Source organism: Ruminococcus sp. FMBCY1 (assembly GCF_023921805.1).
Lineage (GTDB): Bacteria > Bacillota > Clostridia > Oscillospirales > Acutalibacteraceae > Ruminococcoides > Ruminococcoides intestinale_A.
The window spans coordinates 94074-120299 of the sequence record NZ_CP074197.1 but is presented as its reverse complement, the minus strand read 5'-3'; the positions used below and the strand labels follow the sequence as shown (position 1 = coordinate 120299).

21 protein-coding genes, 4 tRNA genes, 2 pseudogenes and 1 other annotated feature are annotated in these 26226 nt (G+C 38.2%); of the genes and pseudogenes, 10 read left to right on the top strand and 17 right to left on the bottom strand.

Annotated elements, in window-relative coordinates; all coding sequences use genetic code 11:
- Positions 1 to 35: 35 nt before the first annotated feature.
- From dnaG to KGF34_RS00530, 5 genes are all read right to left on the bottom strand, one after another.
- The gene (gene dnaG / locus KGF34_RS00550) at positions 36 to 1802 is read right to left on the bottom strand and encodes a DNA primase (protein ID WP_252559468.1); all 1767 of its coding nucleotides are present in this window, start codon (positions 1800 to 1802) and stop codon (positions 36 to 38) included.
- A gap of 91 nt (positions 1803 to 1893) precedes the next feature.
- A complete protein-coding gene (locus tag KGF34_RS00545) occupies positions 1894 to 2529 on the bottom strand; it encodes a YigZ family protein (protein ID WP_186935079.1) in 636 nt (211 codons plus the stop codon).
- A 383-nt stretch (positions 2530 to 2912) separates the two neighbouring features.
- The gene (gene rpmE / locus KGF34_RS00540; RefSeq protein WP_022235323.1) at positions 2913 to 3116 is read right to left on the bottom strand and encodes a 50S ribosomal protein L31; all 204 of its coding nucleotides are present in this window, start codon (positions 3114 to 3116) and stop codon (positions 2913 to 2915) included.
- Between the two features lie 168 nt (positions 3117 to 3284).
- A complete protein-coding gene (gene thrS, locus KGF34_RS00535) occupies positions 3285 to 5228 on the bottom strand; it encodes a threonine--tRNA ligase (RefSeq protein WP_252559466.1) in 1944 nt (647 codons plus the stop codon).
- A gap of 51 nt (positions 5229 to 5279) precedes the next feature.
- Positions 5280 to 5487 (bottom strand) — a binding site (T-box leader).
- A gap of 55 nt (positions 5488 to 5542) precedes the next feature.
- Positions 5543 to 6730 (bottom strand): hypothetical protein, encoded by a 1188-nt coding sequence (locus KGF34_RS00530; RefSeq protein ID WP_252559459.1) that lies wholly within the window; start codon positions 6728 to 6730, stop codon positions 5543 to 5545.
- Between the two features lie 145 nt (positions 6731 to 6875).
- Here KGF34_RS00530 and KGF34_RS00525 point away from each other — a divergent pair, with 145 nt between their 5' ends.
- The gene (locus tag KGF34_RS00525) at positions 6876 to 7577 is read left to right on the top strand and encodes a hypothetical protein (RefSeq protein WP_252559457.1); all 702 of its coding nucleotides are present in this window, start codon (positions 6876 to 6878) and stop codon (positions 7575 to 7577) included.
- A gap of 494 nt (positions 7578 to 8071) precedes the next feature.
- On the opposite strand, the gene KGF34_RS00520 is transcribed toward KGF34_RS00525, so the two are convergent.
- From KGF34_RS00520 to KGF34_RS00510, 3 genes are all read right to left on the bottom strand, one after another.
- The gene (locus KGF34_RS00520; RefSeq protein WP_186935083.1) at positions 8072 to 8368 is read right to left on the bottom strand and encodes a sigma-70 family RNA polymerase sigma factor; all 297 of its coding nucleotides are present in this window, start codon (positions 8366 to 8368) and stop codon (positions 8072 to 8074) included.
- The gene (locus KGF34_RS00515) at positions 8368 to 8577 is read right to left on the bottom strand and encodes a hypothetical protein (RefSeq protein WP_022235317.1); all 210 of its coding nucleotides are present in this window, start codon (positions 8575 to 8577) and stop codon (positions 8368 to 8370) included. Before KGF34_RS00515 ends, KGF34_RS00520 begins: the two co-directional genes overlap by 1 nt.
- A 272-nt stretch (positions 8578 to 8849) precedes the next feature.
- Positions 8850 to 9167 (bottom strand): hypothetical protein, encoded by a 318-nt coding sequence (locus KGF34_RS00510; protein ID WP_252559455.1) that lies wholly within the window; start codon positions 9165 to 9167, stop codon positions 8850 to 8852.
- A 361-nt stretch (positions 9168 to 9528) separates the two neighbouring features.
- On the opposite strand from KGF34_RS00510, the gene KGF34_RS00505 reads away from it, so the two are divergent.
- Together KGF34_RS00505 and KGF34_RS00500 are read left to right on the top strand one after the other, a co-directional pair.
- A tRNA-Arg gene (locus KGF34_RS00505) sits at positions 9529 to 9605 on the top strand.
- 353 nt (positions 9606 to 9958) lie between these two features.
- Positions 9959 to 10429: a hypothetical protein gene (locus KGF34_RS00500; RefSeq protein ID WP_252559454.1), complete on the top strand. Its 471-nt coding sequence runs from the start codon at positions 9959 to 9961 to the stop codon at positions 10427 to 10429.
- A 202-nt stretch (positions 10430 to 10631) separates the two neighbouring features.
- Here the strand turns inward: KGF34_RS00500 and KGF34_RS00495 are convergent, their stop codons facing one another.
- The 5 genes from KGF34_RS00495 to melB are packed head-to-tail and all read right to left on the bottom strand — an operon-like array spanning position 10632 to position 17022.
- The gene (locus KGF34_RS00495) at positions 10632 to 11699 is read right to left on the bottom strand and encodes an aldose epimerase family protein (protein WP_252559452.1); all 1068 of its coding nucleotides are present in this window, start codon (positions 11697 to 11699) and stop codon (positions 10632 to 10634) included.
- A 16-nt stretch (positions 11700 to 11715) separates the two neighbouring features.
- Positions 11716 to 13227 carry a UDP-glucose--hexose-1-phosphate uridylyltransferase gene (galT, locus tag KGF34_RS00490; protein ID WP_195410591.1) on the bottom strand — a complete coding sequence of 504 codons (1512 nt, stop codon included), beginning with the start codon at positions 13225 to 13227 and terminating at the stop codon, positions 11716 to 11718.
- Between the two features lie 10 nt (positions 13228 to 13237).
- The gene (gene galE / locus KGF34_RS00485) at positions 13238 to 14230 is read right to left on the bottom strand and encodes a UDP-glucose 4-epimerase GalE (protein WP_178586092.1); all 993 of its coding nucleotides are present in this window, start codon (positions 14228 to 14230) and stop codon (positions 13238 to 13240) included.
- Between the two features lie 34 nt (positions 14231 to 14264).
- Positions 14265 to 15545, bottom strand: coding sequence for a galactokinase family protein (locus KGF34_RS00480; RefSeq protein WP_195410589.1), 1281 nt, complete (start codon positions 15543 to 15545; stop codon positions 14265 to 14267).
- Between the two features lies 1 nt (position 15546).
- Positions 15547 to 17022 carry a melibiose:sodium transporter MelB gene (melB, locus tag KGF34_RS00475; RefSeq protein ID WP_186934505.1) on the bottom strand — a complete coding sequence of 492 codons (1476 nt, stop codon included), beginning with the start codon at positions 17020 to 17022 and terminating at the stop codon, positions 15547 to 15549.
- A 219-nt stretch (positions 17023 to 17241) separates the two neighbouring features.
- Between melB and KGF34_RS00470 the strand changes: the two genes are divergently transcribed.
- Positions 17242 to 18264, top strand: coding sequence for a LacI family DNA-binding transcriptional regulator (locus KGF34_RS00470; protein WP_252559450.1), 1023 nt, complete (start codon positions 17242 to 17244; stop codon positions 18262 to 18264).
- A gap of 442 nt (positions 18265 to 18706) precedes the next feature.
- Here KGF34_RS00470 and KGF34_RS00465 read toward each other — a convergent pair.
- Together KGF34_RS00465 and KGF34_RS11795 are read right to left on the bottom strand one after the other, a co-directional pair.
- Positions 18707 to 18925 (bottom strand): annotated as a pseudogene (locus KGF34_RS00465) (SPFH domain-containing protein); the annotation flags it as partial.
- A 10-nt stretch (positions 18926 to 18935) separates the two neighbouring features.
- A pseudogene (locus KGF34_RS11795) lies at positions 18936 to 19037 on the bottom strand (NfeD family protein); the annotation flags it as partial.
- Positions 19038 to 19336: 299 nt separating this feature from the next.
- On the opposite strand from KGF34_RS11795, the gene KGF34_RS00460 reads away from it, so the two are divergent.
- From KGF34_RS00460 to KGF34_RS00445, 4 genes are all read left to right on the top strand, one after another.
- Positions 19337 to 20335 (top strand): nucleoid-associated protein, encoded by a 999-nt coding sequence (locus tag KGF34_RS00460; protein ID WP_252559448.1) that lies wholly within the window; start codon positions 19337 to 19339, stop codon positions 20333 to 20335.
- Positions 20336 to 20444: 109 nt separating this feature from the next.
- Positions 20445 to 20519: transfer RNA gene (locus tag KGF34_RS00455), tRNA-Cys, on the top strand.
- A 54-nt stretch (positions 20520 to 20573) separates the two neighbouring features.
- Positions 20574 to 20649: transfer RNA gene (locus KGF34_RS00450), tRNA-Val, on the top strand.
- Between the two features lie 37 nt (positions 20650 to 20686).
- A tRNA-Gly gene (locus KGF34_RS00445) sits at positions 20687 to 20762 on the top strand.
- Positions 20763 to 21510: 748 nt separating this feature from the next.
- Here KGF34_RS00445 and KGF34_RS00440 read toward each other — a convergent pair.
- Positions 21511 to 22038, bottom strand: coding sequence for a hypothetical protein (locus tag KGF34_RS00440; protein WP_252559446.1), 528 nt, complete (start codon positions 22036 to 22038; stop codon positions 21511 to 21513).
- Between the two features lie 107 nt (positions 22039 to 22145).
- Positions 22146 to 23849, bottom strand: coding sequence for a DNA mismatch repair protein (locus tag KGF34_RS00435; protein ID WP_252559445.1), 1704 nt, complete (start codon positions 23847 to 23849; stop codon positions 22146 to 22148).
- A gap of 267 nt (positions 23850 to 24116) precedes the next feature.
- On the opposite strand from KGF34_RS00435, the gene KGF34_RS00430 reads away from it, so the two are divergent.
- Together KGF34_RS00430 and KGF34_RS00425 are read left to right on the top strand one after the other, a co-directional pair.
- On the top strand, positions 24117 to 25496 hold the full coding sequence (locus tag KGF34_RS00430; protein ID WP_022235089.1) for a Mur ligase family protein: 1380 nt from the start codon (positions 24117 to 24119) through the stop codon (positions 25494 to 25496).
- Positions 25493 to 26209 carry a hypothetical protein gene (locus tag KGF34_RS00425; protein ID WP_252559443.1) on the top strand — a complete coding sequence of 239 codons (717 nt, stop codon included), beginning with the start codon at positions 25493 to 25495 and terminating at the stop codon, positions 26207 to 26209. The genes KGF34_RS00430 and KGF34_RS00425 overlap by 4 nt, the downstream gene beginning before the upstream one ends.
- The last annotated feature ends 17 nt before the right edge of the window (positions 26210 to 26226 follow it).

The following is a 26226-nucleotide window of genomic DNA, read 5'->3' as shown; positions in this document are numbered from 1 at the left end:
AAAAGATTATATATTAAAAGACAAAATAAATATTCCTATTTTTTATTTTGTTTCAGCTTCATTATGTAATCGTTAATGTCATCTGCCGACATATCGGCAAGCTTGTCCGAAGTCAGCTTGTTACTCTCTTCATTAATTACATTAATATATTCCTCTACCGCCTCTCTTGTGGATGCGGCGGGAATTGTGGTGGAAATCAGCTTATAAAGATACGAAACTTCGTCGGAATTAAAATCCGAAGATACGCTTGTAAGCGGCTCGTATCCGCTTTTTATTTTGCTAAGTACATACTCATAATAGCGTTTTATAAGCGAATTTGAAAATTTATCGGGTGTAACCCTTTCCGAAATGCTGTTTGCGTAATCGGGATTATTGATTAAATAAACGAGCAGAGCCTCTTCGGCACTTGAACTTCTCGGTTTTTTGTAGTGCTCTCTGTTTATCTTGTCACTCTGACCGTTAAGTTCTGCCTGTATCTGACGGGTTTCCTTTTTAATATTCTCCCGTCTGTCCCGCCTTTTGACCTTTGAAATCTGCTCGAGAAAAGCATTTTTATCAATCTCAAGTTCGGCGCAAAGTTTCGATGCAAAAACATCTCTTTCAATCGGGCTTTCAATTGTCGCAACTATTTTTACAGCTTCGTTTAAAAAAGCTACCTTGCCGTCAGTTGTGTTGAGATTGTAATTTTCTTTTAATTTCATAAGTCGATATTCAATATCGTTGCCGCATTTTTCTATTAAAAGTTTAAATGCCGCAGGGCCGTTTTCACCTTTTGAACGGATAAACTCGTCAGGGTCTTTACCGCTCGGCACAGTGAGAATTTTAATCGGAAGTCCTGCGTTTCGCAAGATGTCTATTGCTCTTGCTGTAGCTTTTTGACCTGCGCCGTCAGCGTCATAACAAATTATAACCTCATCGGCATAACGTTTCATAAGGACTGCCTGCTCATTTGTAAGAGCAGTGCCGAGTGTTGCGACCGCATTCGTAAAACCCGCCTGATTAAGCGCAATAACATCCATATATCCCTCGCACAGAATCAGCGTGCGTGTACCCGAGCTTTTGGCATTGTTAAGAGAAAACAAGTTTTCGCTCTTTTTAAATACAGGAGTATCGGAAGTATTGAGATACTTAGGCTTTTCGTCGGTCATAATTCTGCCGCCGAAAGCTATAACATTTCCGCGCAAATCTATAATCGGAAACATTACTCTGTTTACAAAGCGGTCATAAATTCCGTTACCGTTTTTTCTTTTGAAAGCAAGGTTTGCGGAGTAAATTTCATATTCCGAAAAGCCTTTGTTTTTCAGATGATTACAAAGCGAGTTCCAATCGTCATCGGCAAAGCCGAGTCCGAAATGTCTTATCGTACGGTCAGATAAAGCTCTGCCTCTAAGATAATTCAGTCCGCTCTGCCCTCTTTGTGAAAGCAGCGTTGCGTGAAAAAACCTCGCCGCCTCACGGTTTGCCTCATAAATTCTCATTCTTAATTTACTTAGGCTGTCATCATAGGTATTTTCAGGCATTTCCATACCTGCCCTTTGTGCAAGAAACTTTACCGCCTCGACATAATCAAGATTTTCAATCTTCATTATAAAGGTAATGACATCTCCGCCGGCACCGCAGCCAAAGCAATAAAACGAGCCGCTTTCGGTGTAAATGTTGAAAGACGGAGTTTTCTCGCCGTGAAACGGGCACAATCCAACCATATTTCTGCCGTGGCGCTTAAGATTTACATATGACGAAGCAATTTCCGTTATATCGCTTCTAAGCTTTAATTCCTGCAAAAAACTGTCCGGAAAAGGCACAAAACTCCCCCTTTTCTGTTTCCTATTAGCTATTTACGATTTTTTCGCAAATATTCCTTTTTTATTTCAAAAAAATTTTAAATATTTTGTATTATTCATTTATCTGCACAGCAAAATACTGTTCGTCTTTCTGTTCAACCGTAACTTCACCCGATGTTGCGTCCGCAAGTTTTTTATTCAGCGTACCGAGCAAATCGGGTTTAATGTGAAATTTTACAAGTACATCGCTTTCATATACGGTATCGTCAACGGCAGCACCCACACCTATTATCAGAGATGATACCTTGCCGTATTGGTTATAAGCGCATCTTGCCTCGCATACAAGGCAATTCTGCATAATTACAGGCTTTGCCGCCTCGACTGCGATTTTTGAACCGTGAGAGTACGCACGCACAAGACCGCCCGTACCAAGGAGTACACCGCCGAAATATCGTGTAACCACAACCACGACATCAAAAATTTCATTTTTTACTATAACATCAAGCACAGGCATACCGGCTGTACCTGAGGGTTCTCCGTCGTCGCTGTAGCGCTTTATGTTGCCCTCTCTCAATGAATAGGCATATACATTATGTGTAGCATTCCAATGTTCACTGCGCTTTTCATTAATAAAATCGATTGCCTCCTGCTCCGTTTTAACAGGTTTGCAATATCCGATAAACCGAGAACGCTTTTCCACAAATTCATCGCTTGCATTTTCAAGCACGGTTTTGTAATCCTTTGCCAACAAGTACACCTCCGTTTTATGTTATTAATTAAGGTTCTATTATAAATATTTGGGGTAAAAATAATAAAATTGTGGTTTAACACACGGGTTAAGCAAAATAATTTAAAAATTTAGGTCAAGCCTTTTTAAAGGCTAACGCCGTTGTGTTCAAGCCGCCAAACAGCAAGCTGTTTGGCTATCGTTAGATTGCGTAAGCGAAAAGTATTTGTGGGCTTTGCCCACACCCACAACCTTTGAAAAGGTTGACCAAACTTTTATAATTGATTGGCAAATCAATTTGCTAAACCACAATTCACCCCAACTATTGAAAAATAACCGTCTTTTTGGGATAACAGTCAAAAAGGCGGCACTAAGTGCCGCCTCAACAATTACGATATAAAAAATTATTTGCTCATACCGAAACGCTTCTTGAATCTGTCAACGCGTCCGCCGGTATCAACCAATTTCTGCTTTCCTGTGAAGAATGGGTGGCATTTTGAACAAACTTCAACACGAATGTCCTTCTTTGTTGAACCTGTTTCAATAACATTACCGCAAGCACATGTAATTGTTGTCTGCTGATAATCTGGATGGATGTTCTCTTTCATTTTCCTCACCTGCCTGACTCTGCATAATAACAGATAGATTATACAACAAAAATAAGCAAAATGCAAGTGTTTTTCAAAACTTTTTTCAAAATTTCGCAATATTTTTTATTTTCCTTACTTTTGTAGTTTTTAAATAATATTTACAAATCAAATAATTCTTATTACAAGTTATTTAATTTCCTTTGTAGAAATTTCTTTCTGTGCCATTGCAATAAAGTCCTCAAGTTTCATTGCGCCGAGGTCGCCCTCTTTTCTGTGACGAACAGAAACAGTATTAGCCTCTACATCCTTGTCGCCGATAATGAACATATAAGGAACTTTCTCAAGCTGTGCCTCACGAATCTTATATCCGATTTTCTCACTTCTTGAGTCAACCTCAACACGCATACCGCAAGCGTCAAGAGCCTTTTTGATTTCGTAAACATAGTCAAGGTGTCTGTCTGCAACAGGAAGAAGTTTAACCTGAACAGGAGCAAGCCACATCGGGAATGCACCGGCATATTTCTCAATAAGAAGTGCAAGCGTTCTCTCGTAACAACCGATTGAAGTTCTGTGAATAATATAAGGATTTTTCTTTGAGCCGTCCTTATCTACATACTCCATACCGAATTTTTCTGCAAGCATCTGGTCAATCTGAATTGTAATAAGTGTATCTTCCTTGCCGTAAACATTCTTAATCTGAATATCAAGTTTAGGGCCGTAGAAAGCAGCCTCACCTACGCCGATAGCATAAGGAATTTCAAGGTGGTCAAGGATTTTCTGCATAATGCCCTGTGCTTCGTCCCACTGCTCGGCAGTACCGATATACTTATCTCTGTCCTTAGGATCCCACTGTGAGAATCTGTAAGATACATCTTCATAAAGACCGAGTGTTTTAAGCATATAAATAGCAAGCTCAAGACAGTTTCTGAACTCGTCCTCAAGCTGTTCAGGCAAGCACATAAGATGACCTTCGGAAATTGTGAACTGACGAACTCTGATAAGTCCGTGCATCTCGCCGCTTGCTTCATTTCTGAAAAGTGTTGAAGTTTCATTGTAACGGAGCGGAAGATCTCTGTATGAACGCTGACGATTAAGATAAGCCTGATACTGGAACGGGCAAGTCATAGGACGAAGTGCAAATACTTCATCATCTTTTTCAGGATCACCGAGTACAAACATACCGTCCATATAGTGGTCCCAGTGACCGCTGATTTTGTAAAGGTCGCTCTTAGCCATAAAAGGTGTTTTTGTAAGTAACCAGCCACGACGCTGTTCCTCGTCTTCTACAAATCTCTGTAAAAGCTGAACGATTCTTGCGCCCTTTGGAAGAAGGATAGGAAGACCCTGACCGATTACATCTGATGTTGTGAAAAGCTCAAGCTCTCTGCCGAGTTTGTTATGGTCACGGCTTCTTGCCTCTGCAAGCATTGTGAGGTGTTCCTCAAGCATAGATGCTTTAGGGAACGCTACACCGTAAACTCTGCAAAGCTGATGGTTGTTAGCGTCGCCTCTCCAGTATGCGCCTGTGCAGTTTGTAAGTTCAACAGCCTTAATAGGTGCAACGCTCATAAGGTGAGGACCTGCGCAAAGGTCTGTAAAATCACCCTGCTTATAAAAGCTGATGTGTTCGCCGTTATCGGAATGTTCCTTAGCAAGTTCAACCTTGTAAGGCTCGTTCATCTCTTCAAGCATTTTTACCGCCTCGTCGGGAGCAAGCTCAAAACGCTCAATCTCAATACCCGACTTAACGATTTTCTTCATCTCTTCCTTGATTTTCTCAAGGTCTTCGGATGTAAACGGCTTTTCAACTTCAAAATCATAGTAAAAACCGTTGTCAACGGCAGGACCGATAGCGCACTTGGCACTTGGATAGAGGCGCTTAACAGCCTGTGCAAGAATGTGTGATGCAGTATGCCAGAACGCTTTTTTACCGTCAGGCTCATCGAAAGTAAGAAGATCTACTCTGCAATCCTTTGTAATAGGTGTACGCAAGTCGACAACATTGCCGTCAACTCTTGCACAGCATACAGACTTATAAAGTCCCATACCGATAGATTTTGCAATTTCAGCAGGAGTTACTCCGCTTTCAAATTCCTTGACTGTACCGCCCTTTAATTCAACATTAATCATATTCATTCTCCTTAATCATAAGAAATAAAAAGCCCGATATTCCAAAAGGAATATCGGGACGAATATACTTCGTGGTTCCACCCAACTTTGGCATAATAACTATGCCCTCTTTACAACCTTAACGCAGTCATACGCCGCACCATTTCCTGTGCAGACTCAAAGGTGGTAGCTTAAAATTACTTATGCGAAAAATTGCAGCAAACATTTTCGCTCTCTGAAAAAGTAGGTTTTTAAACCGTGTCCTTATCGAAGTTCTTTATTTTACTTAATATTAACACCGCCGAATTGAAATGTCAAGCATTAATTTTCAAAACTTATTTCTTGTCGTTAAGTTCCTGCTGCTGTTCGTCAAGCTCTGCAAGCAACTTGTCAATCTCGCCCATAAGTTTTTCTTCTTTCTTCTGTCGTCTTGTTTCCAAAATACTATGTGACGAATCATCATCGTCATCATCAACACCTACGCCAAAGAAAAATCCGCCTGTAATATCGTCTTCCGAATTTTTATCGCCGATAACTTTAGGAGCGGAAATATTCGGAACATCGTCGTCAGCCTCATAACCCATAATAAAATCATCGGTATCTGCAGTAGCGTTTTGAGCATAATCCTCGTCTTTTTTCTCTTCATCTGAGAAAACAAGTTCGTCACTCTTGCCGCTGTTATCGGCTGTATCGTCATCATCTGTAAAAGCATCTACAATCTGCACATCATCTTTCTTAAGTGCGCCTCTTGTAAGCTCAATAATATAGAAAAGCTGATACAAAGCGAAAGAAATAAACATTACACCTGCAATAAGAGCCATACCGTCTGCACTGTCAAAAATAACTCGTGCTATAAGGAACGCACCGTACGAAAGTCCGAAAGCGACTGACGGCAAGCCATAGATAAATGTTGCTTTAACAGGGTTTCTTCCGGGAATTTTTGAAATTACCATTGCCTGTGGGAACAAACTTAAGGTAAGAAAAATAAAGCAGAACAAAAGCGACATATCGGATGCCGATACTGAAAGTTTTGTTGCCTCAAGAAAACACGAAATCAATTCCGAAACTGCCCAGAGTGTCGGGAAAATATACAGAAAAGCAATATTAGACACCGGAGCAAAACCCGTAAAATGAGTTCTTGCCATAAAAACAAGTCCGATAGCGGCAAGCATTGCAAGGAATGCGCAAATAATAGACATCAGCAAATACTCGCTGTCTTTTCTTGTCAAAATGGTCATTACGGAATATGCAAGCGCAAATGCGGCGGAAAGCACCGAAAAAACACCCGCGGGCACATTTCGTTTTGACTCATAAACCGGTGCGGTTTTTTTGTCCAAAATATTAAAAAATATGCACAGCACAAAAAGAACAAGTGCAACGCCAACTGCTAAATAAGAAAACAACAATGCGTTCATTCCGCTTATCGTTCCTGTATCGTCATTACCGAATACACTTAAAAGTCTAAGCGCAACCATGGCAAGAACGGCAGGGATAAATGGAATCCATGATAATTTAATCTTCATACTTATCTCCGTTTCTTCAAACAATATAACGGTTATTTTAGCCGAATTTTTTACATATATTATTTTAAGCCAATTACACGCTTATGTCAAGAATTATTAAAGTAAAAATTCACTTTTGCAAAGTTATACGAAAAGAGAGGAATTTATGAGAACAAAAGTTATATTTATAATAATATTTTTGCTTACAATGGCTTTTTTGCCCATAATAATCTCTAAGTGCTCGTCGCCTCAAACCGCTGTCACTTCAAATTCGACTGCGGATAAAGCAACAGAGCCCGTTACCGCAAACGAACCGTCAAAAAACGAAACCATAGTTGAAACTACAACCGAATCTGTCGCAAAAAAAAATTCCGAATCAGAAAAATCGCCGCTCACCGAATCTGACCTTTGCGGTATGGTAGCGGCAAAATACAATGAAAATTACTGCGAAGAAACCTTAAAAGCATTAACAATAATTCTTTATACGAATTATAATGTATCTCCCGACAGTTACGATTTGTCGGATATTGACATATGTTTGCCCGAAAGCAAAGCAGAAAATTCCGTTAAAGAAAATTACAATAAAATCAAATCCGCCGTATCTTCCGTATATAAAAAAGCGCTCTGCGCAGACGGCAAAGCGTTTTATATACCTTTTTGCGATTTTACCAACGGCAAAACTTCAACAAACAGCGAATATCCGTACCTTACCGCTGTTGCCTCCCCTTGGGACAGCTATGCAAATGCCGATGACGGGGAATATTACGGTGTAAGCCTTAACGGAATAAATTATCTTTGTAATGACGGATACAGCTACGAAGAGGCTTTACAATGGTATCTGCCAAATTTTAAAATTCAGATTCTTTAGTTGAGGCAAATTATAAGTTTAGCTGATTGCTTTATCAAGCAATTATAAAAGTTTGGTCGACCTTTTCAAAGGTCGTGGGTGTGGGCAAAGCCCACAAATACTTTCCGTTTATGCAATCTGACGATAGCTAAACAGCTCGCTGTTTGGCGGCTTGAACACAACGGCATTAGCCTTTTAAAAATGCGATAGCAACAAGAAAAGACATTCGTTATATAATGAAAAAGTTAATGATTTCTTTTCTAAAAGGCTGTCGCCTGTTTTAACAAACTTAGTTTTAGCACGAAAACAGCGTGGCTGTTTGCGCCTGATAAATTGTAATATAGGAAAATATTATGGGCGCTGCCCAAACCCGCAATTTTTGAAAAAATTGAGTAAACTTTTTTGCTTTTAGGAGGATAATTTAGCGTTAGCTAAATTTCAATCCCCGACCGACACTCCGCTAAATCATAATTTAATGTTACCCCAACATTTAGAACCCAACCAAAATTCAATATTCACATATAATATTTTGCAATTTTATAGAGTTTTGCCGCTCCCATTTGAATATGTCTTGTGACAACGGGAGGAGTTATACCAAGTTCGCTTGCAATAGTTTTCATCTTTTTTCCGTTAAAATAATACTCAAAAACGCAATGGCGCTGTCTGTCGGTAAGGTCATTCTCTATGACATTCATTAGTATTTTTAAAACTTTCTGACGGTTTTCGCTGTTGGTTTCGCCGTCCATAAGGCTTTTTTCAAAGCAAATCTTATCGGAATTTAAATCGGAAAAATGTATAAGTTTACTTCTCATCACATTACCCCCTTATATCTTGCCTCAAGCAAATTTGCAATATCAAGGCACTCAAGGTAATAACCTCTGTATCTGCAAATTTTCTCATTGATTTCCTTTTTATTTAATAAACTTTTAGTTTTTAACATACTTTTATATTTATCAACAACAGACAGCATTTTGTCTGCCTCTGCCCTGTATTCTTTTGACCATTCAAGATAATTGTTCATATTAACATCCTTTCCGCTTACTATTCATCAAATAAGAACCAACGGGGCTTGGTTCTCTATATAATATTATAGAGAGAAAAAATCACAAAATCAAGAGTTTTTAGAACATTTGTTCTAATTTAACTGATTTTAATGAACAAAGTCCCTTTTTCAGTACTTTGCTAATTGTTTTTTTAATTATTAACAGAACAAAAAATAAACCGACATTGATAAAAAACTCAATATCGGTTTAATGTCGGTTATGATTTTTAAATAAAGAGAATATATAACTGTTATGCATCATACCAATTAAAATTTTCATAATCGGGATACATTTCAGAAAACTCATCGTCACTGTATTCGTTTTTCACTTCATTTGCTATATCTACTACATAATAAGTATTACCGATTTTCAAATACGCAAAATTATTGTCATAAGCAAATGAATCAAAACAGCCGCTAAATATTTTTGTGCCGTTATTTATTACATCATCAACTTCTGTCGGTGGAATATATAACTCGTCCTGTGACATACTGTCTGATTTATCATTGTTATGAGCGATTTTAAAAGTAGATTTATTTTCAAAGGTATATACGGTCACATCAATCATCGAAATTACAGCCTGCCGTAAAAATTAAAATTCCGCATATTAAAGTTAGTATAAAAAATTTAACACTTTCCTCATAATTTCTCATATAAAAATCAACAGTGATTGGTATTTATCACTAACAGTATAATTTAAAGGATTTTCAAACAATACTTAATTTTAAAGCCGACAAACTTCAACTGTTTTATTGTTAAACTTTCTTGACAAAGCAAAATATTTATAATAGAATATTAACAGATATGTGCCAATAGCTCAGCAGGATAGAGCGTCTGCCTCCTAAGAATCAGTTACAACGACCGCCTTTGGAACAAAAGTGATTGACAATGAGTTAGTTTAAGTCCATAATTGAATAGATTTTAAAGATGTTTCCGTAGCTCAGCTGGATAGAGCGACCGCCTCCTAAGCGGTAGGTCGGGTGTTCGAATCACCTCGGGAACGCCAAAAACTCCGCCGGAAAACCCAGTGAAATCAAGGGTTTCCGGCGTTTTTTCATTTTTACGAAGAAACAGCAAAAACGAAAAAATCACAAATTTTCATTAGCAAATTCTCCGTCTGCTAATGGAATTTAGGACTAATGTCGTCCGCCTTTCAGGTGGACGGCTTGCTAATAAAAATTAGCAAAAAAATCGCTGTTTTGCTAATGAAATTGCCCTCTCTGCTAATGGCGGAAAAAATCGAGCCAAAAATCCTGCTAATAGACAAGGCGGTCGTTACCCTGTTAATTTGTTCATTTAGAGGTGGCGAGCGACAATCGCACACTACCTCTATGCCCTTTTGACCTTGTAAATGTGATAATGGCAAATACAATGTTGCCGAGATTGGCTATCATAAGAATAATAAAAGGTTTATCAGCAGAAGCAAGGAACAAAATTAACAATCAGGATTATCTTGAAGAAGCGATTAAAACAATTAACAAGCTGCTCAAAGAATTCAAGAGTAAGGAGTTTTTGACAGCCGAACTAATTGAGGGCGTTGGTGCTCTTGAAAAGGACATTTTCGAGGTAGATAAGATTGTCAATGAGGACGAGATAAAGTATCTGTTTACACCAAATCCAGCTCATAAAAAAGCTATGAACTTGAAATATAAGTTTGACAGTGAAGGTGAATGGAAGTTTGCAAAAGCTCTTGACGATGATCCGAATGTAATGCTATACACTAAGCTCAAAAAGGCGGTTTTGTTCTTGAAACTCCGGCGAGTAATTACTCGCCCGACTGGGCGATTGTCTATTAGAAGGACAACGAGAACTTTGCTATGTATTTTATAGCAGAAACAAAATGGGATCCTCACTGCTTTTATTCCACAGCTCGGCACATAACCGCTAAAACAGAATATTTTTAAGACGGTGTAATACTGTAAAACTTGAAACATCCTCATAGATTAAAAATTAAGGACCACCCAAGAAAAAAATAGGTGGTCCTTGATTTTAGAGAGATTTTATTTTTAAAGGAGTTAGAAATCAGCTCATTTTATTTGTTTATACCAAAAATAAATTTTGTAGTTTGTGTATAGTTTTCGTTCGCTTTTAATATTGTCGTAGGAAAACTCTTGTGATTTACAGCATCGGGAAAGCCCTGGGTTTCAAGACAAAACGCTGGATTTTCTCCGTATGTTGCTGAATCCTTTCCCATATTGGACAAAACATCGACATAATTTGCTGTATATACATGAACACCTTTTTGAGAAGTATAGCATTTTAATGTGATTCCGCTATCAATACCCTCAGCTTCAGCTGCAAGCACAAATTCTTCATCAGAATGATTCAGCACAAACATATGATCAATACCGTTTGCAAAACCAATCTGCTTGTTTTTTCTGTCAATACCATTTCCAATTAACTTGGGTTCGGTAAAATCAAGCGATGTATTCTTAACGGGAGTTATCTCACCTGTGGGATTGAGGTTTGAATTTATCGGTATGAAGGAATTTGCATTTATTTTCAGCTTGTGATTTTCTGTAACTTTACCGCTTTTATGTCCGTTAAGATTGAAATATGAATGATTGGTCAGATTACATATTGTGTCTTTGTCAGAAACTGCCGACCATTTTATCGTAAGTGCATTTTCATCATCAAAGGTGTAGCGTACAAAGACCTTCATATTTCCGGGATAGCCCTCATCACCGTCGGGACTATCAAGCATAAATAGAACTGTATTTGGAACTTTATCATCAACTACCGCAAGCCACACTTTGCGGCTAAAGTTGTTAAATCCGCCGTGTAGATGGTTACTCCCATTGTTTACAGAGAGCTGATAATCTTCTCCGTTAAGAGTAAACTTGCCGTAAGCAATTCTTCCGCAACATCTTCCGACAGTAGCACCGAAGTATGTTCCGTCAAATTCATAACCGCCAATGTGCTCATAGCCGAGAACTACATCTCTAATACTACCGTTTTTGTCGGGAACTTTTATCGAAACGACACTTGCGCCTAAATCACATAATGTCACGCTTGCTCCGCTGTTATTTTCTATTGTATAAAGATGAGTGTTTTCACCTTTGGATGTAGGTTCAAAATTTACTACCCTTACCTTTGACATTTTAGCACTTCCTTTACTACAGCGTCTTTATAAATTTATCAAACGCCTTTTGTCCTTCAGGAGTTCTTTTGAATACACCTGCATCCAAAAGAACATTAAGAAATACCTTTCCTATCTCATTTTGAATTATTGAATCAACATTATTTTCATTGATTTCATCATACTGCGAAACAAATTCATTTACCCACTCGGAATGTTTGCTGATTTTCGGAATTTCACTTACATCCTTGTGATTAAGAATAGCATCCTTTAAAATAGCCATTTCATCTTTAAGCCTTGAGGGCAATACTGCAAGTCCCATAACTTCAATAAGGCCGATATTTTCTTTTTTAATATGATGCAAATTCGCATGAGGATGAAATACTCCCAGAGGATGTTCTTCACTTGTGATATTATTTCTGAGAACGAGGTCAATAACAAATTTTCCATCCTTTGTAAAAGCAATCGGAGTGATAGTGTTGTGAATTTCACCATCTGTTTCGGCAAAAATGCCAACATCTGCGTCCGTGTACGCTCTCCAACTCTTTAGAATATAAGAAGATAATGAAATAATGCTGTCCTTGTTTTTACCTGTCAATCTTACAACTGACATAGGCCACTTTACAATTCCGCACTCCACATCATCAAAGCCGTTAACAATAAACTTTCTTTCAACCTCTGCCCTATTAAGTGCAAAGCTGTATCTGCCACCCTGAAAATGTTCATGTGTAAGTATTGAACCGCCTACAATCGGTAAATCAGCATTCGAACCGATTATATAATGCGGAAACTGTGAAATAAAATCAAACAGTTTTCTGAATGTAGAATCATTGATTACCATTGGTGTATGCTCACCGTTAAACACAATACAATGTTCATTGTAATAAACATACGGAGAATATTGCATAAACCAGTTATCTCCGTCAATGGTGAGCGGAATAATTCTGTGATTATCTCTTGCAGGATGATTTACTCTTCCGGCATATCCTTCATTTTCCTTACAAAGCAAACATTTCGGATAGCCCGACTGTTTTTGAAGTTTTGCCGCTGCAATAGCTTTCGGATCCTTTTCAGGCTTTGAAAGATTTACCGTGATATCAATATCACCGTATTCGGTTGATGTTTTCCACTTTAAATCTTTCTTAATACGATATCTTCTTATATAATCGGTATCGCAGCTGAATTTATAGTAGCTATCGGTTGCAAGTTTAGGAGAAACGCTATAATTCTGCCAAAATTCTCTTATTACTTCTGACGGTCGCTTAACAAGTGAAGCCATAAGTTTCACATCAAATAAGTCGCGATATGTTACTGTATTTTCGGGAATGATTCCTTTTTCGTATGCATAATCAAGAAGTCCCGACAAAATTTCTTCAAGAGTATCCTCGTTATCTGCTGTAAGGCAAGTACAACTGTCATCGGGTTCATCCATATGGAACAACGATAAAAGCCTATTTTGCGTGTAGATTATATCCTCTTTTTCAATAAGCCCTGTATTGATTCCGTATGAAACAAGTCTTAATATTAAGCCGTAAACGCTGTTCTTCATAAATACCGCCTCACTTACTATAGCCGTTTGGATGTGTTGAATGCCATTCCCACGCTGTTTTAATAATTGTTCCCAGATCATCATACTCAGGTTTCCAGCCAAGTACAGTTTTCGCCTTATCGCTTGATGCAATCAATACAGCAGGATCGCCGCTTCTTCTGCTTTCTTCAACAACCTTAATATCTTTCTGTGTAACTTCCTTTGCTTTTTCAATTACCTCACGAACAGAAAAACCTACACCGTTGCCAAGATTGAATATATCACTTTTACCGCCCTTCATAAGATATTCAACTGCAAGAATATGAGCCTGTGCAAGGTCAGTGACATGGATATAATCACGAATACAAGTTCCGTCAGATGTGGGATAATCAGTACCAAAAATACTTATGTGGTCACGGGTACCCTGCGCCGCTTGAAGAATAATCGGAATAAGGTGGGTTTCAGGATTATGTGCCTCACCGATTTTTCCGCTGATATGTGCTCCGCATGCATTGAAATATCTGAGAGAAACATATCTTAAACCATGTGCTTTTTCAACCCAATAGAACATTCTCTCCATGGATTTTTTTGTTTCTCCGTAGCAGTTTGTCGGATTTGTCGGATCGGTTTCAAGAATAGGAGTTCTCTCAGGCTCACCGTATGTTGCCGCTGTTGATGAAAATACAATCTTGTCAATTCCGTGAGCAACCATTGACTGAAGCAAAACCTTTGTGCCGTTGAGGTTATTATCATAATATTTGAGAGGGTTGGTCATACTTTCACCGACAAGTGAATTGGCTGCAAAATGAATTACAGCATCAATACCTTTTTCTTTATCAAAAACGCTGTCAATTTCACTTCTGTTTCTGAGATCGCCTTTATAAAATTTTGCTTTGGGATGAACCGCCTCGATATGACCTGTTTCAAGGTTATCGAATACAACAACCTCATTACCGCTTTCAATAAGTCTGTAAACTGTATGCGAACCGATATATCCGGCACCGCCTAAAACAAGAATTTTCATTTTGTCCTCCTTAATAAAAACAAAACCTACATAATTACATTACTTTTATTCCGCCGTATTTTCTCACTTTGAGAACATGGCATGAGTTTTCTCCGAAAATTTTATTTATAAATTCTTTGTAATTACTTACAAATTCATTTTTGACAAACGCTTGAATTGTACCTGCAAATCCACCGCCGTGAACACGGCACACGCCGTAATTGCGAAGAAGGCTTTCGCTGAGTGCAAGGGCTACCGAGATGTTCTGATGTTGAATATCTCTTGTTGTATATACATTCTGAAGATACTTAAACGATGAATTACCGGATTTTCTGATTGCGTCAAGGAATTCAACAAACTTACCGTTTTCAAGTGACGAAACGGCATTTTTAACGTTATGCTCCTCATTAAAGAAATGAATTGCACGAAGTACCGGTCTGTCGCCAACAGCCTCACGAATTTCGCCAAGGTGAATATAAAATTCGTTTGAATCACAATCTCTCAGATAATCTTCTCCGAGAAAATTTGCAACCTTTTTCATTTCCGAGGGAATCATAGCATAATCATCTGTAAGATCAACATGATCACCCTTTGTGTCAACAATACAAAGACTGTAATCATATTTTTCAAATTCGGTAGGTACTTTCTTAACAATTGGCTTTGTCGGATCTTTAAAGTCAATGTTAACCATTCCTCCGACTGAACAAGCCATTTGATCCATAAGTCCGCACGGCTTTTTGAAAAATACATTTTCAGCATACTGAGAAATCTGAGCAATCTCAACTGAATTTATTTTCATATCATTATATAAGCCGGAAATAATAGTTCCGACAACTACCTCAAAAGCTGCTGACGATGAAAGTCCTGCACCAACAAGTACATCACTTGTTGCATAAGCATTGAATCCACCAATTTTGTATCCATGATCCTTAAGTCCACGAAGAACACCTCTGATAAGGCTGACCGTTGTGCCTGCCTCATCATTATTAACTTCGAGGTCATTTATATCGAGAGTAATCATATCATAACCGTCAGAAACAAATCTTACAACATCATTGTTATTCTTGGCCGACACAGCAATAGTATCAAGATTAATGGATGTTGCAAGCACCATTCCATGCTGGTGATCTGTATGATTACCGCAAACCTCACTTCTGCCGGGAGCACTGAATATTGCTACTTTATCAGGGCAATAAATTGTTTCATACTGCTCAATTGCATGAACATATCTTTTTTTCTGATAATCAATCATTGATGAATCTATATATATATCAGTGAAAAGATTATCAAATTCGCCGTTTGTAATTTTTTCAATTGCTGTTTTAGTATCAATCATTTTATTTACCTGCCTTTTCCGCAACTGTAGGAAGGAACATAGAAGGCTCTGTGTTACCGCTTTCATCAAGCTGTTGTGTCATATCAATCTTGCCTTCTCTTCTTGCACTGATTGTGTTTATAACCTTCTTCATCATACCGTCATTGAGTTTATATTTCTTTCTGTAAACAACATAAGCAATAAGCATACAAACCGCAGGAACAATGCACATAAGTGTACTGATTGATGCTACTGTTGCAAATGACTGTTCCTGTCCCGGAATATACTGTGTGCTTCCAAGTGCCGCGCCAATACCGAGTGCTGTAAGAGCTGCTGTGAATTTTACGATAAGCGTCTGGAGTGAGAATACAACGCCTTCATTTCTTGTTCCAAGCTTAAATTCACCGTAATCAACAACATCTGCAAGGAATACTGTTGCACAACCAAGTTCAAGACCTGTACCAAGTTTTACAATAACACCTGAGATTGATGTGAGCACAACATTGTGCGGAGCAAAAATACCTACGAGCAAAAGCATTACAAGACCAAATGCAGGTAAAAGACACGCAAGAAGGAACGAAGTTTTTCTTGAAAGAAATTTTGCAACCTTAGGGAATACGATAAGACCTACAACCTCTGCGATTGATGCGCTGATCATAAATGATGACATCATTCCTGCGTTGCCGCAAACATATTTGAAATAATATGTAGCAACACCCATAATACACTGAATGCCGATGTTGTAAAGGAAGATAAGAGTTACCGCCCAACGAAGTTGATCATTCTTGCCGATGATTGAGAAAATATCTTTAAACTTAACTTTCTTTTCCGGAACAGAATCATCTCTCTTTTTCGGAAGGTTGATTACTGTAATACCGATTGTAAGAATAAATACAATTGCAATTATGATTGCAAATCTGTGATAACCTGCCTGATTTGTTGTGCCGCCGCCGAGAGCCTCAATAATTTGAACACCAAAGCCTGCAATAACAAGTGACTGACCGATACTTGCAAAGATTCTCGGAAGTACCGAAACTTTTTCTCTCTCCTCAGGATTTGAAGTGAGGTTAGGAATAATTGACCAATAAGGAATATCCATAATTGTGTAAGTCATACCCCAGAGTATGTAAGCTGCTGTTGCAAATACGCAAAGTCCAACGCCATTGAGGTGGAAGTCTGTGAATAAAACAACAAATATAATTGAATTAACCAGCGTACCTATTACAAGCCATGGAATAAATTTACCCCATCTGCTGCGTGTGTTATCAACAATCATACCCATAAACAAATCATTAAAGGCATCCCATAACTTTGCAACAAAGAACATTACGCCGATAAATACCGGGTTGACCTTGATGATGTCTGTGAAATAAATCATTGAAAATGTGGCAATCATACCATAAATCATATCTTTGCCTAGGGCACCAAAAGCAAAGGTGTATTTGATTCTACCTGGGATTTTGCCATCAAGTCTTGGTTGTGATGATGTCTGTTTCATAATTTTTCCTCCTTTTAATTTTAAATGAAACGCCGTGACAACCTGCACAAAAGATTTCGCTATTATTTAATAATAATGTTTCTTTTGTTTTTATGTTAACTAAATTATACTTTTTGTTTCGTAAACTGTCAATAGTTTTTGGTAAACATTTTTGCTTTCTCCGTTTTTTACTAAACATGACTTGATTTTTTGGTAATATTTCACTATAATGGTAGTGAGGTGATTCAATTGGCTACAATCAGAGATGTTGCCAAAAAGGCAAATGTATCAGTTGCTACTGTTTCAAGAGTGCTTAATAACGACACTACCCTCAGCACCTCGCTTGAAACGAAGCAAAAAATATTTGCAGCAGCTAAAGAACTTAATTATGTAAAGAAAAAAAGGGTTACATCAGCACCTTCATGTCGCATTGGAATTCTACAATGGTTCTCTTTCAAACAGGAAATTGAAGATAATTATTACTTTTTGATGAGACAGGGTATCGAGGACTACTGTTCAAAAAATAATATAAGTATTGTACGAACATTTAAAACAGACAATGACTATCAGAATGTACTCTGCGATGTTGATGGCATAATCTGCCTCGGGAAGTTTAGTAAACAAGAAATAAAATTACTGCATTCATTGAATAATAAAATTGTTTTTCTTGATATGACCGTTGAGAATATTGAAATCACATCCGTATCGCTCGACTTTCGTCAGGCAGTGTCCGATGCAATTAAATATCTATATGATTTAGGCCATAGAACAGTTGGCTTTATCGGAGGCATTGAACAGCTTGAGGACGGAACGATATTTCCTGATAAACGACTCAACACTTTCACAGACATTTGCGATGAACTAAACATTAAATATGATGGGTTTATTATGCAGGACAAATTTTCAACATCATCCGGTTATAAAATGATGTCAGAAATGATCAGCAAAGGAAATCTCCCCACAGCTATTTTTGCGGCAAGCGATCCTATTGCAATCGGTGCAATGAGAGCTCTGCAAGAAAACGGTTACAAAATTCCTGAGGATATTTCTGTTATGGGATTTGATAACACGGAGCTTTCGGGATATACAAACCCTCCGCTCACTACGGTAAACGCACCAGTATATGCAATGGGTATTTACGGCATTAGATTTATTTTGAATATGATGAAATCTAAAAGCACCGATTATTATTCTCCTATGCGTGTCTATCTGCCTTGTCCAATAAAAGTTCGCAACTCATGTGCAAAACCTAAAAGTTTATAATTATTATCGTTATCATACGATTGTATGCTATAATAAAATTATCGTTATACGGTTGATTTTGAAAGCAGTCTGCCCTCTTACCGACTACTACTTGACTACTTTTGAAGAATCTAATATGGCACATTTGGCGTGATTTGAGTCGGCGATTAGTCAGAAATATAAAAATGAATCTGCCTCTTATTTATAATTAACATTTTTAAAGAATCTCATATGCATCTTTACTATATTCTCAACATCTCTCACCCTCTCTATTCTACCGTCCTCATCAGTCATTCTTGTAACACGAAAAAACAAGTTTACAAGAATTTTAGGCATAAAAAAAGAGCCCAATGGCTCAGATGTTAAAAATATTAAATAAGTAATTGTTATTGATTATTTCTATTCTGCGATATTTCCCTACTTTTTAATATTTACAAGAAGGTATCGTTTTATTCACTCCATGCTGCGGTGGAAAATCAATTACCTGCTCTTTTAATGATACTTTCTTTGAAATCTTGCCGATAAACGGAATTTTTACATGCAAGCCTGTTGACTATGTTACATGATATGTTCCGAGTCTTTCAATTACATATGCGTGTGCCTGCGGTACTACTTTTACATTGCTTACGATTACTATAAGCAGGATTAAAAGGATAATTCCTAAAATAATAAGTCCTAACATTATTTACCTCTCATTCTGTTACGGGTTCTACTATGAGCTTGACGCCTTCTATTGCGAGAACCTTAACTTTTGTTTTTTTAAAAAGCGGTGCTTTGTCGGACTTTACCGTCCATGTTTCCTGCTGAAAACCGCATTAGGATGGGAAAAGTTGAGGTTTGTTTATCTTGGAAATAACGCTTCGGAATGAACTCCTAAGCAGAAGGTTGGGGGTTCGAATCCCTTTTGGCACGCCAAACCAAACCCGCACCGAGGAGTTGTTTTTATAACTTTCGGTGCGGGTTTTTCTGTATCTCTTGATTTTTATTTAATATGAGAATATAATAATTTTCAACGGAATGTCGGCGGCTTGTGCCTGATTATTCGATATTCGTTTTTATTTAACAAAATATTACACAGATTAGGGAAAATGATATGATTATTAAAAGAGCTGTTTTACATATACTTGACTTCAATTCGGGAATGAGCGTTTTTTCTCAAAACGAACTTGACTGTACAGATGATACGGTAAGCACATTTCTTCAAAAGCACCTTGAAAAACTTCACAAGGATTCCGCGGGAAAAAGCGGTACTTTTAATACCGACAGCGGTTTTGCGGCGGCGCTGACGGAATACGGCAACAAAGGTCTTGAATTTATAGATTTCACTTCACAAATTGCCAATGTTCTTTATGAGAATATTTCTCTTTCCGACAAACTTGACGCAATAGATTTTGTTGCGGCAGATTATATAAATGACGATTCCGACTACTTTGCAATTCTGCTTATAACCAACAAATCCGCCTATACTCATCAGGTAATTACAGATGAAAATGGTATTCATAACGAAATTATGAAGCATTACGCTATCCTGCCTGCCCCGTCGCAAAAAATAGATTCATATGCGATTATAAATATGAAAACGGGAGAAATACATTTTTCGGATAAAAAGCGCCAAATCGACGGCAACAGCGTATATGTACTTCCGGAAATACTGCTCGAATGTTCATCGGGCGTTTCCGCAAAAGAGGCTGTAAAAATCGTAAGGGAAACCGCAAACGAGGTCGCCGAAGAATACGGAGTAAACTCGGCAGTCGCCGTTTCAAAGGCAAAAAGCTACATTGTCGAAAACTGCGAGGAATCCGACACCATTTCCACGCAGGAACTTGCCGAAAATATTTTTTCGGAGTCACCTGTTATGCAAGAGGCATTTGAAAAGAAAATCGAAGAAAAAGAAATACCCAAAGACTTAAAAATCGAAAAAACATCTGCCGTAAGAGCCAGCAAAAGTCAGAAAATAAAAACCGATACAGGCATAGAAATAACCGTACCCGTAGAATATTTTGATGATGACAGATATATTGAGTTTATCAACAACAACGACGGCACAATTTCAATCGCACTTAAAAATATCGGCAAACTTATAAACAGATAAACCCGCTTTTTTAATTCGTAAAAAATTTTTGAATAATTTTTAAATAATGCTTGACAAATCAATCCGTATTTGATATAATCAATATCGCTGATTGAGATTACAGCATTTCGGCGACATAGCCAAGTGGTAAGGCACGAGTCTGCAAAACTCCGATTCCCCAGTTCGAATCTGGGTGTCGCCTCCAAATTTTGTAAAAGCACTTCGTAAGAGGTGCTTTTACAAATAACAATAACTTTATGGGAGCATAGCTCAGCTGGGAGAGCATCTGCCTTACAAGCAGAGGGTCATAGGTTCGAGTCCTATTGTTCCCACCAAAGGGTAAAAGTTTTATACCTTTGCCCTTTTTATTATGCGGATGTAGCTCATCTGGTAGAGCGCCACCTTGCCAAGGTGGAGGTAGCGGGTTCGAGCCCCGTCATCCGCTCCAAAAAACATTAAAAAAGCACTCGTCAAAAGACGAGTGCTTTTTTGACTATATACCAACTTTTGATAAATAGGTTCTATTTTAAGGTTCTATTTTTAATATTGGGGTAATAAATAAATTATGGTTTAGTGGAGTGTCGGTCGGGGATTGAAATTTAGCTAACGCTAAATTATCCTTCCAAAAACAAAAAAAGTTTACTCAATTTTTTCAAAAATTGCGGGTTTGGGCAGCGCCCATAAAATCTTCCGATACAACAATTTATCAGGCGCAAACAGCCACGCTGTTTGCGTGCTTGCACCGAGTTTGAAAAAACAGGCGACAGCCTTTTAGAAAAGAAATCATTAACTTTTTTCATTATATAGTGAATGTCTTTTCTTTTTGCTTTCGCATTTAAAGGCTAACGCCGTTGTGTTCAAGCCGCCAAACAGCAAGCTGTTTGGCTATTGTTAGATTGCGTAAGCGGAAAGTATTTGTGGGCTTTGCCCACACCCACAACCTTTAAAAAGGTTGACCAAACTTTTATAATTGCTTGATAAAGCAATCAGCAAAACCATAATTTATCCCAACTTTCGATAAAGAACCGATTTTTCTTACTTTTCTGCTCTACTGTCAATTTACCCTATCTGCAACCGTATGCCAAAATACTCGCCGCATAAAACGGCGAGTATTTTTTAGCAAATATTATTCGATTAAACTTACATTCTGTCGGCGGATTCTGCGATTTTCATTTGAAGATATGTAACATCCGTAATCATAATAAGACCGTCACCGTCCAAATCTGCCGACATACCTTTAAGTCGGATAATTTATGTCCGCCCGAAATAGACATTTGCAAAATTGTTGCGTCATTAACATCAATCTTACCGTCGCTGTTAAAATCTCCGAATACAGCCTTTGTTGTATCAATTTCATAACTGCCCGTAGCGTTGTCTGCGCTGACATATGCCACATAGCAAGTACCGCCCTTTGCCACAGATGTTACGAATGTATATTTCTCATCTTTACCGAGAGTTTTACTGTTAATAACCTCGCCCTTTTCATTTAAAAGATATACATTCACACTGTCCATATGAGATGTCGCCAAAACCGCAAGCATTGCTTTCTTGTCAAAACTGTATTTAAAAATATCCACCTTGTCGGTTTCTGTCAAAAGTCCGCTGTAAATGGTTTCGGTTTCCGCATTGTTTGCGGTTTCGAGAGTATTGTTTGAACCCTCCTCGGTTTCGGAGAAAGATTCATAAAACGGCGTAAAAGTAAAGTCAACGCTGTACTTTCCCATTACTTTTTCGTATGCAGAAATTTTTATTGTATATGTGTCTGCCGAAATATATAACTTCTCATTAAAACTTCCGCTGCGACAGCTTTCTTCAACATAATTATCCCCGATTATGTTTTATCAATATTTAATTTTATCTGTTCAAAAGTTACACCGTATTTTTTTGCAATATCTCTTGCATAACTGCTTCCTTGCGGCGGTGAAATATAAACTTTAAACGAGCGTTCACCGTTGTCAACTCCCGTTACAAGGCTTTGTACAATACTTTTGCCCTCTGTTTTGGTGTTCATTTCGTCAAGGTTTTTAGCCAAATCGTGCATATGTGTGTTAAACACAGACCTTACTCCGAGGTAACGCATTGCCCGCACGACATCTTTTGCAATAAACAAACCCTCCGATACATTTGTTGTTGCAAGGCTTTCATTAAGCAAAAGCATACTGTTTTCGGTTGCAATATCAAAAATTTCCGCAAGTCTTTTGCTTTCTTCGCCAAGTCTGCCCAGGTCAACTGTGTCGTTTTCGTCTGCCGGAAAGTGCGTAAAAATATTATCGCAAGGACTGATTTTCAGCTCACGGCAAGGTGCGTAAATACCGTTTTGAGCAAGCAAAACAGCAAGACCGACAGCTTGAGTGAAAGTGGTCTTTCCTCCCCTGTTCGGACCCGTAAGAATATAAATTCTGCCTGATTCGTCGTCAAAATCAATATCATTTGCCACGATATTAAATTCTTCTCCGTTCACACGCTTTATGCCGAGTTTCAGATTATACACGCCTTTAGCAAAAATCTCTCTGTTTTCCGACGGCAGGATTTCGGGCTTGCACATATCAAGTCCTTTTGCTCTGATTTTTTCAACCAGCTCTGCCCACCTTATATAAAAAACGATTTCAGGCATAAGCGCAGAAAGCGTGTATCCGCTGATATTTACATACTTTGTAAGCACGCTCTGAATGTCACGGACTGTTTTTCTCATAATATCGGTTACCGCCTTTTTAAGGCTGTCCGAAAGCGGATCGGCGCCTGTCAATCCGCTTGAGGTTATATGAGGATTACCGTTTGTCGGCACTGCGTCAAGAGTACCGATTCCTATATCATTTTCCTTAAACTTCGGACTTGACGGGTGAAATTTCTTAATATCCGATATATCTGTACCGAAATGAATTTCATCTCCGTTGTTGGTAAACTTCATAAAATGCTGCATAAGTCCCGAAGATGTAAAAGCCTTATCGTTAAGCGACAAAATTCCCGCATTTTTCGGTCTTAACAAATCATCAAGATTTACTCCTATCGTAATGCTCTTTACTTTTTGCACCTTGGCAAAGGTTTCGTTAATGTCGGCTTTTAACTGCGGAAAACCGCTGTTGGCATAAATATCGGTAACTTCTTTTTTCAGGGTAAGCAATCCCTCCGACTTTATATCAAGACTTTCAAGGCATTCTTTTATTTTTGTAATGCAATTAACATAACCGTCAATCTCTCGCAGACGGTTAATCAACTTCCATAAAGAAGATGCCTCCGTGTCCTTTTGAAATCTTGAAATGTCACGCAAATCGTTAAGTTCTTCAAGAAGTTGAGCAAGAGAATCACGCAGTTTCGGGAATCTTAGAAAATCGTCAAACACATCTCCCCTATATTTCACGGTTTCTGCATCGTCTGTAATTTCGGTCATAATTTTCATTATAACATTTTGCTCATATTCACTTTTGGTAAGCGCCTTACAAATAAAATCAAGCGAAAGGTCGTTTATACTTTCTTTTGTCAGGCTCTTGAATACCGCTTTTGAATTTTGCGGATTCAACAAACTTATTTCAGCCATAAGATTATACCGCCTTTTATAAAAAATATCTATATCTTCACAAAGTTAAGTTTAATATATTGTCAAACTTTCACTATATATAAAATAACATTATTTTCGTTAAATGTCAAAGATTTTTTGTTGCAGATTGTCAAACATTTAAGATTTTTAAAAATATAATAAAATTATTGTGATTTATTAGTCTGTTTTATGTACTCGTAACCTTGCACTATTATGCTCAATTTGCTATAATAAAATTTATAATCAGTAATAAAAGGAGCTTTATAAATGAAAGGTATTCGATTTTTTGCGGCGCTTTATGCCGCAAAGCTTGCGACTGTGGCACTTTCTGTAATGCACCGCAACGGTACTCATATGCCGGGCGTACTTGCTATGAAAATCTGCCCCGACTTTCTCGGCAGAATGGACAAGCCGAAAACAATCATCGGCATAACCGGCACAAACGGCAAAACCACAACTGCAAATATGATTAACGATATTCTTGCAGACAACGGGTATTCTCCTGTAAATAACCGTGCCGGCAGTAACATTCTCGGCGGTGTGGCAACAACCTTGATCTCCGCCGTTAATTTGAGAGGCAAAACAGTAAAAGACCTTGCTGTACTTGAGCTTGATGAACGCAGTTCAAGACTTATATATCCGTATGTTCATCCGACATACTTACTCTGCACAAACCTTTTCAGAGATTCTTACAAGCGTAATGCTCATTCTGAATTTATATTCGACATTCTGGACAAGCACATTCCAAAGCAGACAAAACTTGTTTTAAATGCAGACGACCTTGTAAGTGCAAGACTTGCCAAAGGCAATGACAGAGTATATTTCGGCATTGAGAAGCAGGACAACGAGGTTCTCAATGAGAATACAATAATCATCGACACTCCGCTTTGCCCCGAGTGCGGCAGCAGACTTGAATATGACTTCCGCCGTTATCATCATATCGGTTCGGCTCACTGTACAAAATGCGGTTTCCGTTCGCCAAAAGCCGATTACGATGTTACAAAGGTAAACGAAAGCACCGGAAGAATTACAATGTCACTCAAGGGCAAACAGGCTGATTTTAAAGCAGTCGGTACTTCTGTTACGGATACCTATAACCTTGCAGGTGCGATTGCCGTTCTCTCCGAATTTGGTCTTAGCGCAGAGCAGCTTAAGAAATCCGTTGAAAAACTTGAAATTGTAAAAAGCCGTTATGACGAAGAAAAAATCGGCGACAAGCAGGTTATTATGAGTGTTGCAAAGGGACAGAACCCCGTAGCCTGCTCAAGAGTATTTTCTTCCATTAAAAATCACACAGGCAAAAAAGCCGTTGTACTTATGCTTGACGACCTCGGCGACGCCGAAGAAACAAGCGAAAACACAGCTTGGATATACGATACCGACTTTGAATTTTTAAATGACGATTCAATTACACAGGTAATTTGCAGCGGTGTTCGCCGTACAGACTACAAGGTAAGACTTCTGCTTGCAGGCGTTCCCGAAGAAAAAATTACCTGTGTTGAAAAAGAGTCCGATGCGGCAAATGAAGTTGACCTTGACAAAGCAGATACAATTTTCTTCCTTTATGATGTTTACACAACATCTTACGCCGCAATTTCAAAAAATACAATCAGTGACAGAATGGCTGAAAGGGGTGCAAAACAATGAAAATAGAAGTTCTTTTCCCTGAAATATGCAATCTTTTCGGCGATATGGGCAATATGAAATATCTGAAAAAATGTTTGCCGAACGCTGAATTTATTTCAACCGCATTTGGTGACAAACCGCTTTTTGCAAGCGAACAGCCAAATTTAATTTATCTTGCACCGTCAAACGAAAAAAATCAAGAGCTTATAATAAAAGCTCTGCTCCCCTACCGTGACAGACTCAAAGAATTGATTGACAACGGCACTCCTATGCTTTTCACGGGCAATTCGGGAGAAATTCTTTTTAAAGAGATAGAAAACTATGACGGCAGAAAAATCCCTGCGCTTAATATTTTTCCGTTTACCGCAAAGCGTGAGCAATACACAAGATTTAACGGTCTTAACCACGGCACAATGGCAGACGGAACAGAAATTCTCGGTTTCAGAAGCCAGTTTACATATTGGTTTGGTGATAATTCCGATTGTTTCTTTGTCAAATGTATTAAGGGAATCGGCATTAATAAAGAGTCCGATAAAGAGGGCATTATGGTGAACAATGCAATTGCCACGGCACAGCTCGGACCGCTCCTTGTAAATAACCCCGCATTTACAAAAAGATTATTAAAACTTATGGGCGCCGAAAACACCGCACTCGCATTTGAAGACGATGTAAAAAAAGCCTTTGAAATTCGCAAAGCAGAGTTTGAAAATCCAAAGACTAAATTTATTTTGTAATTAATATTTTAAGCGTA

What these genes read in the sequence shown, in the direction of transcription:
- rpmE (WP_022235323.1), bottom strand. Translation starts at nt 3,116, where the DNA reads ATGAAAGAGAACATCCATCCAGATTATCAGCAGACAACAATTACATGT.
- thrS (WP_252559466.1), bottom strand. Translation starts at nt 5,228, where the DNA reads ATGATTAATGTTGAATTAAAGGGCGGTACAGTCAAGGAATTTGAAAGC.
- KGF34_RS00530 (WP_252559459.1), bottom strand. Translation starts at nt 6,730, where the DNA reads ATGAAGATTAAATTATCATGGATTCCATTTATCCCTGCCGTTCTTGCC.
- KGF34_RS00525 (WP_252559457.1), top strand. Translation starts at nt 6,876, where the DNA reads ATGAGAACAAAAGTTATATTTATAATAATATTTTTGCTTACAATGGCT.
- KGF34_RS00520 (WP_186935083.1), bottom strand. Translation starts at nt 8,368, where the DNA reads ATGAGAAGTAAACTTATACATTTTTCCGATTTAAATTCCGATAAGATT.
- KGF34_RS00515 (WP_022235317.1), bottom strand. Translation starts at nt 8,577, where the DNA reads ATGAACAATTATCTTGAATGGTCAAAAGAATACAGGGCAGAGGCAGAC.
- KGF34_RS00510 (WP_252559455.1), bottom strand. Translation starts at nt 9,167, where the DNA reads ATGATTGATGTGACCGTATATACCTTTGAAAATAAATCTACTTTTAAA.
- KGF34_RS00500 (WP_252559454.1), top strand. Translation starts at nt 9,959, where the DNA reads ATGGCAAATACAATGTTGCCGAGATTGGCTATCATAAGAATAATAAAA.
- KGF34_RS00495 (WP_252559452.1), bottom strand. Translation starts at nt 11,699, where the DNA reads ATGTCAAAGGTAAGGGTAGTAAATTTTGAACCTACATCCAAAGGTGAA.
- galT (WP_195410591.1), bottom strand. Translation starts at nt 13,227, where the DNA reads ATGAAGAACAGCGTTTACGGCTTAATATTAAGACTTGTTTCATACGGA.
- galE (WP_178586092.1), bottom strand. Translation starts at nt 14,230, where the DNA reads ATGAAAATTCTTGTTTTAGGCGGTGCCGGATATATCGGTTCGCATACA.
- KGF34_RS00480 (WP_195410589.1), bottom strand. Translation starts at nt 15,545, where the DNA reads ATGATTGATACTAAAACAGCAATTGAAAAAATTACAAACGGCGAATTT.
- melB (WP_186934505.1), bottom strand. Translation starts at nt 17,022, where the DNA reads ATGAAACAGACATCATCACAACCAAGACTTGATGGCAAAATCCCAGGT.
- KGF34_RS00460 (WP_252559448.1), top strand. Translation starts at nt 19,337, where the DNA reads ATGATTATTAAAAGAGCTGTTTTACATATACTTGACTTCAATTCGGGA.
- KGF34_RS00440 (WP_252559446.1), bottom strand. Translation starts at nt 22,038, where the DNA reads ATGGGAAAGTACAGCGTTGACTTTACTTTTACGCCGTTTTATGAATCT.
- KGF34_RS00435 (WP_252559445.1), bottom strand. Translation starts at nt 23,849, where the DNA reads ATGGCTGAAATAAGTTTGTTGAATCCGCAAAATTCAAAAGCGGTATTC.
- KGF34_RS00430 (WP_022235089.1), top strand. Translation starts at nt 24,117, where the DNA reads ATGAAAGGTATTCGATTTTTTGCGGCGCTTTATGCCGCAAAGCTTGCG.
- KGF34_RS00425 (WP_252559443.1), top strand. Translation starts at nt 25,493, where the DNA reads ATGAAAATAGAAGTTCTTTTCCCTGAAATATGCAATCTTTTCGGCGAT.